This is a genomic window from Actinomadura darangshiensis (assembly GCF_004349235.1).
GTDB lineage: Bacteria > Actinomycetota > Actinomycetes > Streptosporangiales > Streptosporangiaceae > Spirillospora > Spirillospora darangshiensis.
This window is the reverse complement of sequence record NZ_SMKY01000082.1, coordinates 16017-31969: the sequence shown is the minus strand read 5'-3', so window position 1 is coordinate 31969 and position 15953 is coordinate 16017. Positions and strand designations below refer to the sequence as shown.

The following is a 15953-nucleotide window of genomic DNA, read 5'->3' as shown; positions in this document are numbered from 1 at the left end:
TCGGGGTGGAGTTCTGCATGGTGTTCTGGGCGGCGGACTTCCTGCGGTCGGTGAAGGAACTCGGGTCGGGGGCGGCGACGACCTTGTCCGCGGCGTTCGTCCTGGGCATGGCGGTGGGACGGGCCTTCTCCGGGCCGGTCGTCAGGGGCGCGGGGCGGCCGGACCGGCTGCTGGCGGTGGCCGCCGTCGTCGGCATCGGCGGGTTCGCGATCCTGTGGACGCTGCCGGCACCGTTCGCGGTCGCCGGGCTCGCGGTGGTCGGTCTGGGGGTGGCGCTGCTGTATCCGGTCATCCTGGGGCAGGCATTGGCCGCGTGGCCGTCGCAGCCTGTGCGGGCCGCGGCGCGTTGCGCACTCGCGTCCGGCGTGGCGATCGGCGTCGCCCCGCTCGTTCTCGGGACGCTCGCCGATCTGACCACGCTCCGGGCCGCCGTCTTCGTCGCACCCGCCCTGCTGGTGGTGCTGCTGGCGCGCTGCGGGTGGCGGCTCAGGGCGACGGCGTGAACACCGAGGCGGACGTTCCGTTCGCGTGAAGTTCTCCTCACCGGTGTCGGGAGGCGGTCCGGACGTAGAACGCGCTGGAGACCCTCTCGGCCGTGAAGGTCGCCATCGTGACCGAGTCGTTCCTGCCCCAGGTGAACGGGGTCACGAACTCGGTGTGCCGCGTTCTCGAACACCTCGCCGCCCAGGGCCATGAGGCCGTCGTCGTCGCGCCTGGTCCCGGGCCCGCCGACCATGCCGGGGCCCCGGTCGCCAGAGTCCGGAGCTTCTACCCGCCGTTCTATCCGTCGTTCGCCGTGGGGATCCCCACGCGGCGCGTCACCGCGATCCTGCGCGACTTCGGGCCCGACGTCGCGCACATCGCCTCGCCGTTCGTGCTCGGCACGTCCGGGCTCGCGGCCGCCAGGAGGCTGGACGTTCCCGCGCTCGCGGTGTTCCAGACCGACATCGCCGGGTTCGCCCGGCGCTACGGCCTGCGGGGCACCGACCCGCTGATCTGGTGGTGGCTGCGCCGCCTGCACTCCGGCGCGGAGCGCACGCTGGTACCGTCCGCGCCCGTGCTGGCGGAGCTGGAGCGGCGCGGAGTGCCGCGGCTCGCCCACTGGGGGAGGGGCGTCGACCAGGATCGGTTCAACCCGTCCCACCGGTCCCCGGAGCTGCGGGGCCGACTCGCGCCGGACGGCCGCGCCATCGTCGGGTTCGTGGGACGGCTGGCCGCCGAGAAGCGGCCGGAGATGCTCACCCGGCTCGTCGGCGTGCCCGGCGCGAAGATCGTGATCGTCGGCGCGGGGCCGGAGGAGGAGCGGCTGCGCCGCCGGATGCCCGACGCCGTCTTCACGGGGTTCCGCACCGGGGCGGAGCTGTCCGAGCTGGTCGCGTCCTTCGACGTGTTCGTCCACACGGGCGCGGACGACACGTTCTGCCAGGCGGTGCAGGAGGGGCTCGCCTCCGGCGTGCCCGTGGTCGCCGCCGCGGCGGGCGGGCCGCTCGACCTCGTCCGGCCGGGCGTGAACGGGCTGCTCTACGCGCCCGATGACGGCTCCGAGCTGCGTGCCGCGGTCGCTGCCCTCGTCAACGATGTCGAGATGCGCCGGCGGATGGCCGTCCAGGCGAGGGAGTCGGTGCGGGGACGCGGCTGGGACGCGGTCTGCGAGCAGCTGATGGGCCATTACCGGGACATCGTCGACGGCACCGCCGAACGGCGGCGCATGGAGCAGGCCGCGTGAGGCCGTTCCCGTTCGTCGTGTCGATCCACGACGTGGCGCCGTCCACCGCCGGACCCACCGCGCGGTGGCTCGCCGACCTGGACGAGCGCGGCGCGCCCTGCACCCTGCTCGTGATCCCCGGACCGTTCGGGGGCGGCCCCGCCCTTCCCGAGGACGACGACCTGGCCGCCTCCCTGCGTGCGGCCGCCGGACGGGGCCACGAACTCGCGCTGCACGGCTACCTGCATGCGGGCGTACCCGGCGGGCCGCGGTGGCGCGCGGGTGTGAACCGGATGCTGGTGCGCGGCGCGGGGGAGTTCTGGTCGCTGCCCGAGAGCGAGGCCGTCCGGCGGCTGGAGGCCGGGCGCGGACTCCTCGCGGAGGCGGGCATACGGGTGACCGGCTTCACCCCGCCCGGCTGGCTCGCGTCACCGGGCACGCGCACGGCCCTCGCGACGCTCGGCTTCGCGTACTGGACGAGCCACCTGGGCGTGCACGCGCTGCCCGGCGGCCCGTTCCGCCGGATGCCCGCGCTGTCGCACCGCCCCGGCGGAGCGGGCGAACGCGCCGGCGCCCGCCTCATGACCGGCGCGGTCCGCGTGTTCGCCAGGACGCGGACGCCGTTCCGCCTGGCCCTGCACCCGGCCGACCTGGCGAGACCCGGTCTGCGCCGGGCCGCGCTCGCCGCCGTCGACGCCGCCCTCGCCGCGGGCGGCCGTCCGGTGACCTACGAGTCGCTGGTGTCCGGGTGAGGATCGTCCAGCTCGCCAACCTGTACAGCCCCGTGTCGGGCGGGCTGCGCACGGCCGTCGACATGCTCGGCGCCGGGTACCGCGACGCCGGGCACCGGCGGGCCCTCGTCGTCCCCGGGCCCGCCTACGGGCGCCGCGACACCGCGGCCGGGCCGGTCATCACCGTCCCCGGGCCGTCGGTCGCGCCCGGGTACCGGCTCGTCCTCGACCCGCGCCCCGTGCTGCGCGTGCTCGGCGGCCTCCGCCCGGACGTCATCGAGGTCTCCGACAAGGCCACGCTCACCGTCGCGGCCCGCTGGGCACGGCGGCGGGGCGTCCGCGCCGTGCTGTTCTCCCACGAGCGGCTCGACGCGATCCTCGCCCCGCGCGTCCCGTCGTGGACACCCCTGGAGGCTCTCGCGGACCGCTGGAACCGGCGCCTCGCGGCGGAGTTCGACGCGATCGTCGTCACGTCCGCGTTCGCCGCCGCGGAGTTCGCCCGGATCGGCGCGCCCTCCCTGCACCGCGTCCCGCTGGGGGTGGACCTCGCGGTCTTTCGTCCCCGTCCGCCGTCCGGGCACGACGGCGTCAGGCTGGTGCACCTCGGCCGCCTGTCGGCGGAGAAGCGGCCCGACCTCGCGATCGGCGCCGTGGCGGAACTCAGGCGCCGCGGCGTGCCGGTCCGGCTGGACGTCGTGGGCGAGGGGCCGTGCGGGCCGCGGCTGCGGGACCTGGCCGCCCGGGAGCGGCTTCCCGTCCGGTTCCACGGACACCTCGGCGAGCGCACCGCCGTGGCCCGGCTGCTGGCGGAGGCCGACGTCGCCCTCGCCACCTGCCCCGTCGAGTCCTTCGGCCTGGCCGTCCTCGAAGCGCTCGCCTGCGGGACGCCCGTCGTGGCCGCCGACCGGGGCGCCGTGCCCGAACTCCTCGCCCCGGGCGCCGGCGTCCCGGCGGCCCCGCGCGCGACGGCGTTCGCGGACGGCGTCCAGGAGATCCTGCGCCTGCCGTCCGCGGCACGCCGAGCCGCCGCCCGCGCCCGCGCGGAGCACTACCCCTGGGCGCTGACGACCACCGGCATGCTGGACGTCCTCACCCCCCAATGACAGCCACCCCTCCCGTTGCGGGATGCCCGACGCCCCCTGGGGCGTGCCGCGGCTCGTGTTGCGGGACGCCGCCTGGCCCCCGGGCGTGCCCCCGGCGCGTTCTCGCGGGATGTGCGCCGATTCTCCTTGGGTGCGTCTCCGTGTGGCGGCTGCCGATTCTCGGGTTCTCCCCGCGCGACGACTGTGGGGCTCGCCGATGGGTGAGGTCTCCGGGCTGCGGGTCAGAATGGGATGGGCATGGTGACGATGCCCGCGTGGGCGAGGATGGTCTCGGCGTCGTCGACGGGCGGGTGGATCTTTTCCATGAGCCAGCGCTTCACCCATTTGCCCTCCGCGCCGGACAGGGCCACCAGGCGGTCCCAGCCGCGCGTGTAGACGCCGCCGGCCGCGCCGAGGTCGACGTCCGTGACGTAGGGGGCCGGAGCGAAGTCGATCAGCGGGACGCCGAGGAGGTCCGCCGCCGCGTTGTGCCCGGCGGTCTTGCCCATCGGGGTCGCGTGCTGGCAGCTCTGCACCGTCCAATGGCCGTCGTCGGCGCGGGCCGCGGCGACGTCGCCGGCGGCGAAGACGTGCGGGTGCGCGCGCAGGTGCGCGTCGACCTTCAGGCGGCCGAGCCCGTCGCGGTCGCCGGGGATCCGGGACGTGAGCGGGCTCGCCTCCAGGCCCGCCGTCCACACGACCGCGTCGGCCGGGACCGACGTGCCGTCCGACAGCAGGGCGACGCCTTCCCCGACCTCGGCCACGGTCGTGCCGAGGCGCCGCTCGATGCCGAGCTTGCCGAGGGCCACCTCGATCACCGGGCGGGGGCCGAGGCCCAGGTCGGGGGCGATCTCGCCGGACCTCTCGACGAGGACGACGCGCCCGTGGGCGGCGAGTTCGGTGGCGACCTCCAGGCCGGCGAAGCCGGCGCCGACCACGACGGTGGTGTAGCCGTCGCGGCCGCGCAGGTGGCCGCGGAGCCGCCGCGCCCCCTCCAGGGTGTCCACGTCGAACAGCCGCTCGGCGCCCGGGACGTCCGGCCGGACGAGGCGGCTGCCCGCGGCGAGGACGAGCCGGTCGTAGTCCATCGGACGCCCGTCCGCGATCACCCGCCGGGCGTCCACGTCGATGTCCTGGACGGACGCGCGGACATGCTCCACGCCGACCGGCTCCAGGATCCGCTTCAGGGCGACCGTCGCCCGCTCGGGCTCCGGCTCGTACAGGCGGGGCCGCAGGACGAGGTCCGCGCCCGGCGCGATCAGCGTGATGCGCAGGTCCTCCGTCCCCCGTACTCGCGCCGCCGCCGCGGCCCCCCACACCCCGGCGAAACCGCCGCCTACGACCACGATGTGCGACATGTCCAGCTCCCTCTTCTCGGTTGCGCCAGGGAGACAAGACGACCCGCTCACATGTGACCGCCCGGCACGACACGTGCTCGGGCCGCGGCGCGGTGGAAGCCAAGCTCGCCCGGTCCGAGCGCACTCGCTCACATCACGGGTAGCGGCTACAGGTGGGTTAGTTTTTCTGGGTTTGCCAGGCGGTGGACGGTGGTTATGCGGCCGTTCTCTATTTCGACTGTGTCCAGCCAGAGGATGCGGTCGTCGCGGTAGGTGGCCAGGGCCAGGGCGCCGCCTATCTCGATGAAGGCGATGCGGTCCCCGCGGTGGGTCGCGGTGCGGGACAGGAGGCGGGCGATTCGTTCGGCGCCGGTGATCGGGCGGCGGGAGGCGATGGTCTTGCCGCCGCCGTCCGCGATGTAGACGGCGTCCGGATGGAGGAGGCCGACCAGGCGTTCGAAGTCGCCGCCCTCGGCCGCCGCGCGGAACGCGGTGAGGACGCGCCGCCGTTCCGCGCGGCTCGCCGTGGGGTGCTCACCGCGGGCCGCCGCGACGCGGGCGCGGGCGCGGGACGCGAGTTTGCGGGACGCCACCGGCGACTTCCCAAGGACCCCGGCGACCTGGTCGAACGGGATGTCGAACACGTCGTGCAGGACGAACGCCACCCGTTCCGGGGGTGTCAGCTCCTCCATCACCAGGAGCATCGCGGTGCCGACCGAGTCGTCCACGATCACCTGCTCCGCCGCGTCCGGGCCCGTCGGGAGGGGTTCGGGCAGCCACGGGCCGGTGTACTCCTCGCGGCGCACCCGCGCCGATTTCAGGACGTTGTAGGCGAGCCGGGCGCCGATCGTCACCAGCCACGCGCGGGGGTCGGCGATGCCGGACCGGTCCGCGGCGGCGGCGCGGAGCCAGACGTCCTGGACGACGTCCTCCGCCTCGGCCACGCTGCCGAGCAGCCGGTACGCGGCGCCGAACACCGCCGGGCGGTGCGCCTCCCAGTCCAGGTCGTCCACGGAGGCGGAGCCTACTCGCCGCCGAAGGAGCAGTCGGGCGGGCTGTCCGGCGGCTGGAAGTCACCGGAGGGAATCCGCAGTGGCGCGTCCTTGACCGTGTAGCCCTTCAGCCATTTCCCGAAAGGCCCCCGGGTGTTGGGGCTGAACGGCGCCGGGCCGGTGCCCATCTGCTGGCATTGCGGGAGGACGACGCCCCAGGAGAAGCCCATCCGGTCGTGCTTGTGGCCGCGCGGCGACTGGTAGAAGGTCAGGTTCGCGCGTTTCTGGTTGGGCGGGATGCCGTGCTCGTCGTCCTGCCTGATGCCGGATACGACCGCGATCGGCCCGGACGCCATCACATAGTCGACTTTGATCCAGCCCCAATGGTGCTTGGAGGGGCCGCCAGGTGTATCCGGTGCGTAATGGTCGAATTTCACCGTTCCGCGTGCGGCTCCCATGACCATCTTGCCGTTGACGAACTTCCACGGGCCGCCGTGCGCGTCCACGACGAACCGCCGGTACGGGTTCTCCGGGTCACCCGGGTATTTCAGCCACGCGTCCCCGGTGACGTGGGCCTCCTCCGGGGCCTTGGCCTGCGCCATCGCGCTGCCGCCGCCGATCGCTCCGGCCGCGCAGAGCACGGTCAGGCCGGCGATGATGCGCGTTCTCCGCGACATGTGTGGGCCTCCTTTTCGCGGGCGTCTCTCGCCCGCTCCCACACGTTCGCAGCCTGCGCCAGAACAGTTCCTCCCCCGTGCGGCCGAAGCCGTTGGCCCGCACGGGGGAAGATCAGGTCACCTTGCCCCGGACGTACACCCATTCGCCGTCATGCCGCATGAAGCGGCTGATCTCATGCAGTTCACCGGGCTCGGCGCCGATCAGATAACGGGCGCGGAATTCCACGAGGCCCTTGTCGTCGTCCGGCCCGCCGGCCTCCGCCCGGACGATCTCCAGCCGGGTCCAGCGCATGCCGTCCTCGAAGCCGACCCGTTCCGGGCGCGTCGCCGGGTGCCACGTCCTCAGCAGGTACGCCTCGTCCTCCATCGCGAACGCGCTGAACCGCGACCGCATCAGCTCTTCGGCGGTCTCGGCGGCCGCCTCACCCCCGTGCAACCGTCCACAACACTCCCGGTATCGGGCGCCGACACCGCAGAAACATCTCTTGGCCACGGCAGAATTCTGCCCCCTGGACGGGTCAGATGGGCTTTCGGGCGCTCAGGCAGACGAACTGGTAGAACCACGCGGTGAACCGCGGGTCGAGCATCAGCTCCCGGTAGCGCTCCAGCTCCTCGGCCGTGGCGCCGGCGGCCAGCAGCGCCGGCTCGGCCTGGACGTTGAGGTTGCGGTGCAGCAGGCAGCCGTCGTCGCCGCCCCTGGTGATCCTGCAGTACTCCACACCCTGGACGTCGACCAGACCGGCGTCCGCCATGCGGTGCGCGACCTCGGTCCCCCAGAGGAAGCTCTGGCCCGCGGCGGGGCCCACGATCTCCATCGACAGGTACTGGATGCGCTTGAACAGTTCCGCGTCGGCGGGGCTGGGCGCGGACAGCACCCGCGGGGGACGGTCGGTCAGCTCGCCGAGCACCAGCGATCCGCCCGGCGCGAGGGCGTCGACCAGCATCGTGAGCACGCGTTCACGCGCGGGCAGATGCACCAGCACCAGGCGCGCGTGGATGAGGTCGAACGGTCCGCCCGGCGGCACGCCCTCGGTGATGTCGTGGCGGAGCACGGTGACCCCGGGAGCGGCGGTGAGGTGGTCGATGTCGAGATCGATGGAGACGACCTTGCCCGCGGGGCCGGCCATCCCGGCGAGGCGGCGGGTGACCGAGCCGCCGCCGGCGCCGATGTCCAGGCAGCGCGCACCGGCGCGGACGCCGACGGCGTCGAGGCGGTCGGCGGTGATCGGGTCGAACAGGTTCTCCAGGAAGTTCATGTGGTGCAGGCCCAGCTCCGACGCGGTGTCGAAGAGGTAGTCGTCGTCGCTCATGCGGTGCCCTTCATACGTGGATCGGCCGGACCCCCGTCACAGCCGTCGCCACAGGAAAGCATGCCGACCGGACCGGGACCGCGGCATCCGTAATCACACGGATCCGGCGGGTTCGCCGCCCAGCCGCTGGGTGAGCGCCCAGGCCATCACCTCGTACCGGCTGGACAGGCCGAGCTTCAGCCGGATGTTCTCCAGGTGGGTCTCGACCGTCCGGCGCGAGATGTGCAGGGCACCGGCGATCTCCTCGTTCGACAGGCCCTGCCCCGTCCGGTCGGCGATCTCCCGTTCCCGCGCGCTGAGCGGACGGTCGGCTCCGGTCGGCGCGGCGAGCGCCTCCGCCATCAGCTCCGCGGTGCCGAGCCGCGCGCCGCGGGCCAGGAGCCGGTCGGCGGCCCGGCGTCCGAGGGCCCGCCGGGCCTGCACCAGCAGGGCCGCGCTGAACTCGGTGACCTGCGCCGGCATCTGGCTGCCGCCCCGGCTCGCCGCGCGGGCGGCGCCGGCGAGCAGCAGGGCGGCGCGGAACCGTCCCTCCCGGGTGGCGAGGCCGCTCGCGGCCCAGAGCCAGTCCGGGTCTTCGAGCAGGTGGCCGGCCTCCCGGATATCGGCGATCAGCGTGGTCAGCCAGGCGCGGTAGGCGCCCGTGTCACCGGCGTGGGCCGCGCACAGCGCGAGCCCGAGGTGCCCGCACGCGGCCAGTGCCGCGCTGCTGCCGCGCCGTTCCAGCGCCAGGGCGTCCAGGAAGGACGCCTCCGCACCGCCGACGTCGCCGTCGGCCAGCCGGGCGAGCGCGAGGACGGTGAGCGCCCAGCCGTGCCCCCGGTGGTCCCCGCGCGCCCGGAACAGCGCGATGCTCCGCTCGCACAGCTCGGCCGCCGTCGCCGTGTCGCCCGTCGCGGTCGCGACGAGCGCGAGGTTCCGCAGGCCGCGGGCGGTGCCCGGCTCGTCGCCGAGCCCGGACATGATCGTCAGGCTCTCCTCATGCAGCGACCGCGCCCGCTCGTAGTCGCACTGCCGCCAGGCCAGCCGTCCCAGCCGTCCCAGCGCCGCCGCGCGCAGCCGCCGGTCGGCGCCCGCGCGGGCGAGCAGCTCCTCCAGCCAGGCTCGGCCGTCGTTCACCCGGCCGCGCTGCTCCCAGAAGTACGCGAGCGCCGTGGCCAGCCGGAGCGCGAGGTCGCCCGGCCGCCGCCGCGCCCAGTCGAGCGCGGCGAGCAGGTTGCCCTCCTCCCGGCTGAGCTCCGTCAGCGGGCGGACGCGGTCCGACCCGCGGAGCTCGGCGTCGCGGCGCCGCGCCACACCGAGGTAGTGCTCGGCGTGGCGGCGCCGGACCGCCTCGTCCTCCCCGCGGGCGGCCAGGAGGGACGCCCCGTACTGGCGCACCGGTTCCAGCATGCGGTAGCGCGTCGTGCCGTCCTCGGCGGGCTCGGCGAGGACGAGGGAGTGGTCGATGAGCGCGGTGAGGCGCTCCAGCGGCTCGGCCGGCTCGGCCGCCACGGCCTCGGCGGCGCGCAGGTCGAACCCGCCGGTGAACACCGAGAGCCGGGCGAACAGGGCCCGCTCGTCCGGGGACAGCAGCCGCAGGCTCCATTCGACGGTCGCCTCCATCGTCCGCTGCCCGTGGCGGGCGGCACCGGGCGCGACGAGCAGCGACGGCATCGCGTCCAGCCGGTCGAGGACCTCCGCCGGGGACAGGACGCGCGTCCACGCGGCGGCCAGCTCGATGGCGAGGGGCAGGTCGTCGAGCCCGGCGCAGATCCGCTCCGCCCGCTCCGGGTCCGCGGCGGCGGTGCCGACGAGGCCGGCGCGGTCGGTGAACAGTTCGACGGCGGGCCCGCGGCCGAGCGGCGGAACCCGGAACAGCCGCTCACCCGGGACCGACAGCGGGACGCGGCTGGTCGCCAGCACCCTGACCCGGGGGGCGGTCGCGAGCAGCCGGCTCACCAGGTCGGCGGCGTCGCCCGCGACATGCTCGCAGTTGTCCAGGACGAGCAGCAGGTCTCTGGCCGCCAGGTGTTCGGCGAGCGTCTCGGCGAGCGGGCGCCCCGGCTCCTCGTCGACCGCCAGCGCGGCCGCGACCGCCGCCGGGACCGACCGTCCGCCCGACACGGACGCGAGTCCGGCGAACCGCACGCCCGGGCCGGCGTCCGCCGCGACCTCCGCGGCCAGCCGGGTCTTGCCGGCGCCCGGGGCGCCGACCAGCGTGACCAGGCGCGACCGGCCGAGCAGCCCGGCCACCTCGCCGATCTCGTCGTCGCGGCCGAAGAAGAGCGTCAGGGGCGTGGGGATCCCCGGTCCCGTCGCCGGCTCGTGCACCCGTGCCCCCTCCATGTCCTCGGTCCAGGTTCGATGGTGGCCCGCGCGGACCGCTGCCGTCATCTTCGCGGACGTGTCGGATCGCGGCGCCCGCCGATCGTCTAGAGGGTGACAGCAGCCCGAACGCCTGTACGCTCCGCTGGGCGCCCGCAGAAGGGGAGACGCATGAAGTACGTGCTCTTGTTCGCCGAGACAGAGAAGTTCGCCAAGGAACTGGCCGCGATGGACGACGACGAGCGCCAGGCCGCCTACGAGAAGGTCACCGAGTGGTTCGCCCGGCACGCCGCGCAGATCACCCATCACGGGCATCTGCAGCCCGCGCACACCGCCACGACCGTCCGCCTGGACGAAGCGGAGCCGCTGTTCACCGACGGCCCGTACGTCGAGGGCAAGGAGGTCGTCAGCGGTTACGCCGAGGTCGAGGTCGCCGACCTGGACGAGGCCATGGGCATCGCCCGCGACTGGCCCGCGTGCCCGATCGTCGAGATCCGCCCGCTCGCCTGACGGCCCGATGGACGAGGTCCACGCCGAGCTGGCCCGCGTGCTGCGCGAGCACGCGGGCCGGCTCACGGCGTCCCTGATCCGGACGATCGGCGACTTCGCGGCGGCCGAGGACGTCATGCAGGACGCCGTGGAGACCGCGCTGCGGCGCTGGCCGCAGGACGGCATCCCGGACCATCCGGACGCCTGGCTGCTCACCACCGCCCGCCGCCGCGGCATCGACCTGCTGCGCCGCCAGGCCAACTACCGCGACAAGCTCGCCCGGCTCCAGTGGCCGGTGCGCGGCGAGCCCGGCGACCGGCTCAAGCTGATCTTCACCTGCTGCCATCCCGCGCTGCCCGTGCCGGCCCAGGTCGCGCTGACGCTGCGCACCGTGTGCGGGCTGACGACCGGGCAGATCGCCGCCGCGTTCCTCGTCCCGGAGGCGACGGTCGGGCAGCGCATCACCCGCGCCAAACGCAAGATCACCGACGCGCGCATCCCGTACCGGATCCCGTCGGACGCCGAGCTGGACGAGCGGCTGAACCAGGTCCTCGCCGTCGTGTACCTGCTGTTCAACGAGGGGTACCTGGCGAGCGGCGGCGACCGCCCGCACGCCCGCGACCTGGCCGACGACGCCGAATGGCTGGCCGCGGACCTCGCCTGGCTGATGCCGCGCCACCCCGAGGTGCTCGGCCTGCTGGCGCTCATCCGGCTCCACCAGGCGCGCACCGCCGCGCGTTTCGGCGGCGACGGCCGTCTCGTCCTGCTGAGCGACCAGGACCGCTCCCGCTGGGACCACGACGCCGTCAAGGAGACCACCCGGCTGATCGAACGCGCCGCCGCGATGCGCCGCCCCGGCCCGTACCAGCTCCAGGCCGCGATCGTCGTCTGCCATGCCGAGGCTCCCACCTGGGACGACACCGACTGGGCGCAGATCCTCGTCCTCTACGACATGCTCCTGCACCTGACGCGGACACCGGTCGTCCGCCTCCACCGCGCCATCGCCGTCCGCTACGTCCGGGGCCCGGAGGCCGCCCTGGACGAGCTGGCCCCTCTCGCGAAGCCCCTCGACGGCCACCACCTGTACCACGCCACCCGCGCCGAACTGCTGCGCGACCTGGGCCGGCACCGCGAAGCGCACACGGCCGACAGCCGCGCGCTCGCACTCACCGACAACCCCGCCCAGCAGGCCCTCCTCACCGAACGCCTCTCCTGGACCTGACGACGGCCGGGCCGAGCACCCGCCCGTGTCAGGGAGACGTCAGGATCGGCGTGGACGGTGTCAATATCGCGTAGCCGGAAGCGCCGCGGCCGAAATACGTCCTTATGGTGAGCCTTGTCGGCAGGTTTCGGAAAACGTGCACACCGGACCTGCCGGAATCGGTGATTCGACAGGGGTGTCCATTCGTGAGTGACGTGGTCTTCGTCGTGCTGACAGTGGCGGTGTTCGTCCTGCTCGGCCTGCTGGTGAAGGGCGTGGAGAGGCTGTGACCGCCGAGAACGCCGCCGGGCTCGTCCTGGCGCTGGCGCTGGTCCTGTTCCTCGTCGCCGCACTGCTTTTCCCGGAGCGTTTCTGAATGAGTACGACCCTCGCGGGGATCCTTTTCATCGGGTCCCTGCTCATGGCCTTGGCCGTCGTCTACCGGCCATTGGGCGATTACATGTACCGCGTCTACACCCGCCCCTCGCACAGTCGCGTGGAACGTGCCGTCTACCGGACGGTGGGCGCCGACCCCGACGGCGAGCAGACCTGGGGCGCCTATGCCCGCAGCGTCCTCGCCTTCGCGCTGGTCGGCATCCTGTTCCTGTACGGCTTCCAGCGGCTCCAGAACCATCTGCCGCTGAGCCTCGGACGCACCCCGGTGAAGCCCGACCAGGCGTGGAACACCGCCGTCAGCTTCGTCACCAACACCAACTGGCAGTCGTACTCGGGCGAGACGACGATGGGCCACCTGGTCCAGATGTCGGGCCTGGCGGTGCAGAACTTCGTGTCGGCGGCCATGGGCATGTGCGTCGCGGTCGCCCTGATCCGCGGTTTCGTGCGGAAGAAGACCGGCCACCTCGGCAATTTCTGGGTGGACCTGACGCGCACCTGCGTCCGGATCCTGCTGCCCATCGCGTTCGCCGCCGCGATCGTCCTCATCGCGGGCGGGCTCGTGCAGAACTTCGGCGGCGGCCACGTGGCCGACACCCTCACAGGTGCCCATCAGCAGATCCCCGGCGGGCCGGTGGCGAGCCAGGAGGCCATCAAGGAACTCGGCACCAACGGCGGCGGCTTCTACAACGCCAACTCGGCGCACCCGTTCGAGAACGCCACGGCGTGGACGAACTGGCTGGAGATCCTCCTCATCCTGGTGATCCCGTTCTCGCTGTGCCGGACGTTCGGCCGCATGGTCGGCCAGAACCGGCAGGGCTACGCGATCCTCGCCGTGATGGGCGGCATCGCCCTGGTCAGCGTCACCCTCCTCAACGTCTTCCAGCTGACGCACCACGGCACCGTCCCGGCGGCCGCCGGCGGGTCGATGGAAGGCGTGGAGATGCGGTTCGGCGTCGCGAACTCGGCGACGTTCGCGGGGGCGACCACGCTGACGTCCACCGGCGCGGTCGACTCCTTCCACGACTCCTACACGAGCCTCGGCGGCATGATGACGCTGCTCAACATGATGCTCGGCGAGGTCGCGCCCGGCGGCACCGGATCCGGCCTGTACGGGATGCTGATCCTCGCCGTGGTCACGGTGTTCGTCGCCGGGCTGATGGTCGGCCGGACGCCGGAGTACCTCGGCAAGAAGATCGGCTCCCGCGAGATCAAGTTCGCGGCGATGTACTTCCTCAGCACGCCGGTCCTCGTGCTGGGTGGGACGGCGGTCGCGCTGGCGGTACCGGACGGCCGCGCCGGCATGCTCAACCGCGGCGCGCACGGCTTCAGCGAGGTCCTGTACGCGTTCACCTCGGCGTCCAACAACAACGGGTCGGCGTTCGCGGGGCTGACCGTGAACACCGTCTTCTACGACACGGCGCTCGGCCTCTGCATGGCGCTCGGACGCTTCCTGCCGATCGTCTTCGTCCTCGCGCTGGCCGGGTCGCTGGCGCGGCAGGGCCGCGTCCCCGAGTCGGCCGGGACGCTGCCGACCCACCGCCCGCAGTTCGCCGGGATGCTCGCCGGCGTGACGGTCGTCCTGGTCGCGCTCACCTTCCTGCCCGCACTCGCGCTCGGCCCGCTCGCCGAAGGGATCCGCTCATGAGGACGCAACCGGGCCTGCTCGCCCCGAGGCAGCTGCTCCGGTCGCTGCCGGACGCGTGCCGCAAGCTCGATCCCCGCACGCTGTGGCGCAACCCCGTCATGTTCATCGTCGAGATCGGCGCCGTGTGGACGACCGTCCTGGCGGCCCTACATCCGAGCGTGTTCGGCTGGCTGATCGTCGGATGGCTGTGGCTCACCGTCGTCTTCGCGAACCTGGCCGAGGCCGTCGCGGAGGGACGCGGTGAGGCCCAGGCCGAGTCGCTGCGCAGGGCCAAGGCCGATGTGGTCGCCCGCCGCCTGACGGGCGATCCGGACACCCCGGAAGAGCGGATACCGGCCCCCGAACTGCGCAGGGGCGACCATGTGGTCGTCGAAGCCGGGCAGATCATCCCGGGCGACGGCGACGTCGTCGAGGGCATCGCCGGGGTAGACGAGTCGGCGATCACCGGCGAGTCGGCCCCGGTGATCCGCGAGTCGGGCGGCGACCGGTCCGCGGTGACCGGCGGGACGCGGGTGCTCTCCGACCGGATCGTCGTGCGGATCACCCAGGAGCCGGGAAAGTCGTTCGTCGACCGGATGATCGCGCTGGTGGAGGGCGCGAGCCGGCAGAAGACGCCCAACGAGATCGCGCTCAACATCCTCCTCGCCGCGCTCACGATCGTGTTCCTGCTCGCGGTGGCGACGCTGCAGCCGATGGCGATCTACGCCAAGGACGTCAACCCCGGCGTCCCCGCCTCGCCCGCCCTCGGCGAGCACGGCGTCGCCGGCGTCGTCCTGGTGTCGCTGCTCGTCTGCCTCATCCCGACGACGATCGGGGCGCTGCTGTCGGCCATCGGCATCGCCGGGATGGACCGGCTCGTCCAGCGCAACGTCCTCGCGACCAGCGGGCGGGCGGTCGAGGCGGCCGGCGACGTCGGCACGCTGCTGCTCGACAAGACGGGGACGATCACGCTCGGCAACCGGCAGGCCGCCGCGTTCCTCCGGGTCGCGGGCACGCCCGAGGACGAGCTGGCCGACGCGGCGCAGCTGTCCAGCCTCGCCGACGAGACGCCGGAGGGACGCTCGGTCGTCGTGTTCGCCAAGCAGCGCTACGGCCTGCGGGAACGCACGCCCGGCGAGTTGACCCACGCCACCTGGGTGCCGTTCACCGCCCAGACCCGGATGAGCGGCGTCGACCTGGACGACCCGAAACGGTCGCTGCGCAAGGGCGCGGCCGGTGCGGTCGCGGACTGGGTGCGGGGGCACGGCGGCGACGTCCCGGCCGAGCTGGCCCGGATCGCGGACGGCATCTCGGCGTCCGGCGGCACACCGCTGGCCGTCGGGGAAGCGGTGGACGGCTCCGCGCGCGTCCTCGGCGTCGTCCACCTGAAGGACGTGGTGAAGGAGGGCATGCGCGAGCGGTTCGGCGAGATGCGCCGGATGGGCATCCGCACCGTGATGATCACCGGCGACAACCCGCTGACCGCGAAGGCGATCGCGGACGAGGCGGGCGTGGACGACTACCTCGCCGAGGCCCGGCCCGAGGACAAGCTCGCGCTGATCAGGACGGAGCAGGCGGGCGGGCGGCTCGTCGCGATGACCGGGGACGGCACCAACGACGCGCCCGCCCTCGCGCAGGCCGACGTCGGGGTGGCGATGAACACCGGCACGTCCGCCGCCAAGGAGGCCGGGAACATGGTCGACCTCGACTCCGACCCGACCAAGCTCATCGAGATCGTGGAGATCGGCAAGCAGCTGCTCATCACCCGCGGCGCGCTCACCACGTTCTCGATCGCCAACGACGTCGCCAAGTACTTCGCGATCATCCCGGCGCTGTTCGCGGGCCTGTATCCGGGGCTCGCGGCGCTGAACGTGATGCGGCTGCACAGCCCGCAGTCGGCGATCCTGTCCGCGGTCGTCTTCAACGCGCTGGTGATCGTCGCGCTGATCCCGCCGGCGCTGCGGGGCGTGCCGTACCGGCCGGGCGGCGCGTCCCGGCTGCTGTCGCGCAACCTCGCCGTCTACGGGCTCGGCGGCCTCGCCGCGCCCTTCGCCGGCATCAAGCTCATCGACCTGCTCGTCCGATACCTTCCGGGGATGTCCTGA

Annotated in this window: 15 protein-coding genes; 9 read left to right on the top strand and 6 right to left on the bottom strand. The window is 73.5% G+C overall.

What is annotated here, in order from left to right; genetic code table 11:
- The 4 genes from E1293_RS19425 to E1293_RS19410 all read left to right on the top strand — a co-directional run.
- The coding region (locus tag E1293_RS19425; protein WP_207938946.1) for an MFS transporter at nucleotides 1–503 on the top strand (503 nt) is incomplete at its 5' end.
- A gap of 92 nt (nucleotides 504–595) precedes the next feature.
- A complete protein-coding gene (locus tag E1293_RS19420; protein ID WP_207938945.1) occupies nucleotides 596–1726 on the top strand; it encodes a glycosyltransferase family 4 protein in 1131 nt (376 codons plus the stop codon).
- Nucleotides 1723–2457 (top strand): DUF2334 domain-containing protein, encoded by a 735-nt coding sequence (locus E1293_RS19415; RefSeq protein WP_165978298.1) that lies wholly within the window; start codon nucleotides 1723–1725, stop codon nucleotides 2455–2457. Before E1293_RS19420 ends, E1293_RS19415 begins: the two co-directional genes overlap by 4 nt.
- The gene (locus E1293_RS19410) at nucleotides 2454–3539 is read left to right on the top strand and encodes a glycosyltransferase (protein WP_132198840.1); all 1086 of its coding nucleotides are present in this window, start codon (nucleotides 2454–2456) and stop codon (nucleotides 3537–3539) included. Before E1293_RS19415 ends, E1293_RS19410 begins: the two co-directional genes overlap by 4 nt.
- Nucleotides 3540–3760: 221 nt before the next feature.
- On the opposite strand, the gene E1293_RS19405 is transcribed toward E1293_RS19410, so the two are convergent.
- From E1293_RS19405 to E1293_RS19380, 6 genes are all read right to left on the bottom strand, one after another.
- Nucleotides 3761–4876 carry an NAD(P)/FAD-dependent oxidoreductase gene (locus E1293_RS19405; RefSeq protein ID WP_132198839.1) on the bottom strand — a complete coding sequence of 372 codons (1116 nt, stop codon included), beginning with the start codon at nucleotides 4874–4876 and terminating at the stop codon, nucleotides 3761–3763.
- Between the two features lie 146 nt (nucleotides 4877–5022).
- A complete protein-coding gene (gene sigJ / locus E1293_RS19400) occupies nucleotides 5023–5868 on the bottom strand; it encodes an RNA polymerase sigma factor SigJ (RefSeq protein ID WP_207938944.1) in 846 nt (281 codons plus the stop codon).
- A gap of 11 nt (nucleotides 5869–5879) precedes the next feature.
- Entirely contained in the window at nucleotides 5880–6524 is a 645-nt protein-coding gene (locus tag E1293_RS19395) for a hypothetical protein (RefSeq protein ID WP_132198837.1), read from the bottom strand.
- Nucleotides 6525–6636: 112 nt separating this feature from the next.
- Nucleotides 6637–6960, bottom strand: coding sequence for a YchJ family protein (locus E1293_RS19390; RefSeq protein WP_243716330.1), 324 nt, complete (start codon nucleotides 6958–6960; stop codon nucleotides 6637–6639).
- A gap of 82 nt (nucleotides 6961–7042) precedes the next feature.
- Nucleotides 7043–7834: a class I SAM-dependent methyltransferase gene (locus E1293_RS19385; RefSeq protein WP_132198835.1), complete on the bottom strand. Its 792-nt coding sequence runs from the start codon at nucleotides 7832–7834 to the stop codon at nucleotides 7043–7045.
- A 93-nt stretch (nucleotides 7835–7927) separates the two neighbouring features.
- The gene (locus E1293_RS19380) at nucleotides 7928–10207 is read right to left on the bottom strand and encodes an ATP-binding protein (RefSeq protein WP_132198834.1); all 2280 of its coding nucleotides are present in this window, start codon (nucleotides 10205–10207) and stop codon (nucleotides 7928–7930) included.
- Between the two features lie 102 nt (nucleotides 10208–10309).
- Between E1293_RS19380 and E1293_RS19375 the strand changes: the two genes are divergently transcribed.
- The 5 genes from E1293_RS19375 (at nucleotide 10310) to kdpB (ending at nucleotide 15953) form a co-directional block, all read left to right on the top strand.
- Entirely contained in the window at nucleotides 10310–10648 is a 339-nt protein-coding gene (locus E1293_RS19375) for a YciI family protein (RefSeq protein ID WP_132198833.1), read from the top strand.
- Nucleotides 10649–10655: 7 nt separating this feature from the next.
- Nucleotides 10656–11849, top strand: a complete 1194-nt coding sequence (locus E1293_RS19370) for an RNA polymerase sigma factor (RefSeq protein WP_132198832.1) — start codon at nucleotides 10656–10658, stop codon at nucleotides 11847–11849.
- Between the two features lie 265 nt (nucleotides 11850–12114).
- A complete protein-coding gene (kdpF, locus tag E1293_RS19360; RefSeq protein WP_132198831.1) occupies nucleotides 12115–12204 on the top strand; it encodes a K(+)-transporting ATPase subunit F in 90 nt (29 codons plus the stop codon).
- Complete coding sequence (kdpA, locus tag E1293_RS19355) at nucleotides 12205–13869, top strand: potassium-transporting ATPase subunit KdpA (protein WP_132198830.1); 1665 nt, start codon at nucleotides 12205–12207, stop codon at nucleotides 13867–13869. It abuts the gene before it with no gap.
- Nucleotides 13866–15953 carry a potassium-transporting ATPase subunit KdpB gene (gene kdpB / locus E1293_RS19350; RefSeq protein ID WP_132198829.1) on the top strand — a complete coding sequence of 696 codons (2088 nt, stop codon included), beginning with the start codon at nucleotides 13866–13868 and terminating at the stop codon, nucleotides 15951–15953. The genes kdpA and kdpB overlap by 4 nt, the downstream gene beginning before the upstream one ends.

Bases quoted from the DNA above. Each gene is read 5' to 3' on its own strand.
- E1293_RS19385 (WP_132198835.1), bottom strand. From the start codon at position 7,834: ATGAGCGACGACGACTACCTCTTCGACACCGCGTCGGAGCTGGGCCTG.
- kdpB (WP_132198829.1), top strand. From the start codon at position 13,866: ATGAGGACGCAACCGGGCCTGCTCGCCCCGAGGCAGCTGCTCCGGTCG.
- E1293_RS19380 (WP_132198834.1), bottom strand. From the start codon at position 10,207: ATGACGGCAGCGGTCCGCGCGGGCCACCATCGAACCTGGACCGAGGAC.
- E1293_RS19395 (WP_132198837.1), bottom strand. From the start codon at position 6,524: ATGTCGCGGAGAACGCGCATCATCGCCGGCCTGACCGTGCTCTGCGCG.
- E1293_RS19375 (WP_132198833.1), top strand. From the start codon at position 10,310: ATGAAGTACGTGCTCTTGTTCGCCGAGACAGAGAAGTTCGCCAAGGAA.
- E1293_RS19405 (WP_132198839.1), bottom strand. From the start codon at position 4,876: ATGTCGCACATCGTGGTCGTAGGCGGCGGTTTCGCCGGGGTGTGGGGG.
- kdpA (WP_132198830.1), top strand. From the start codon at position 12,205: ATGAGTACGACCCTCGCGGGGATCCTTTTCATCGGGTCCCTGCTCATG.
- E1293_RS19370 (WP_132198832.1), top strand. From the start codon at position 10,656: ATGGACGAGGTCCACGCCGAGCTGGCCCGCGTGCTGCGCGAGCACGCG.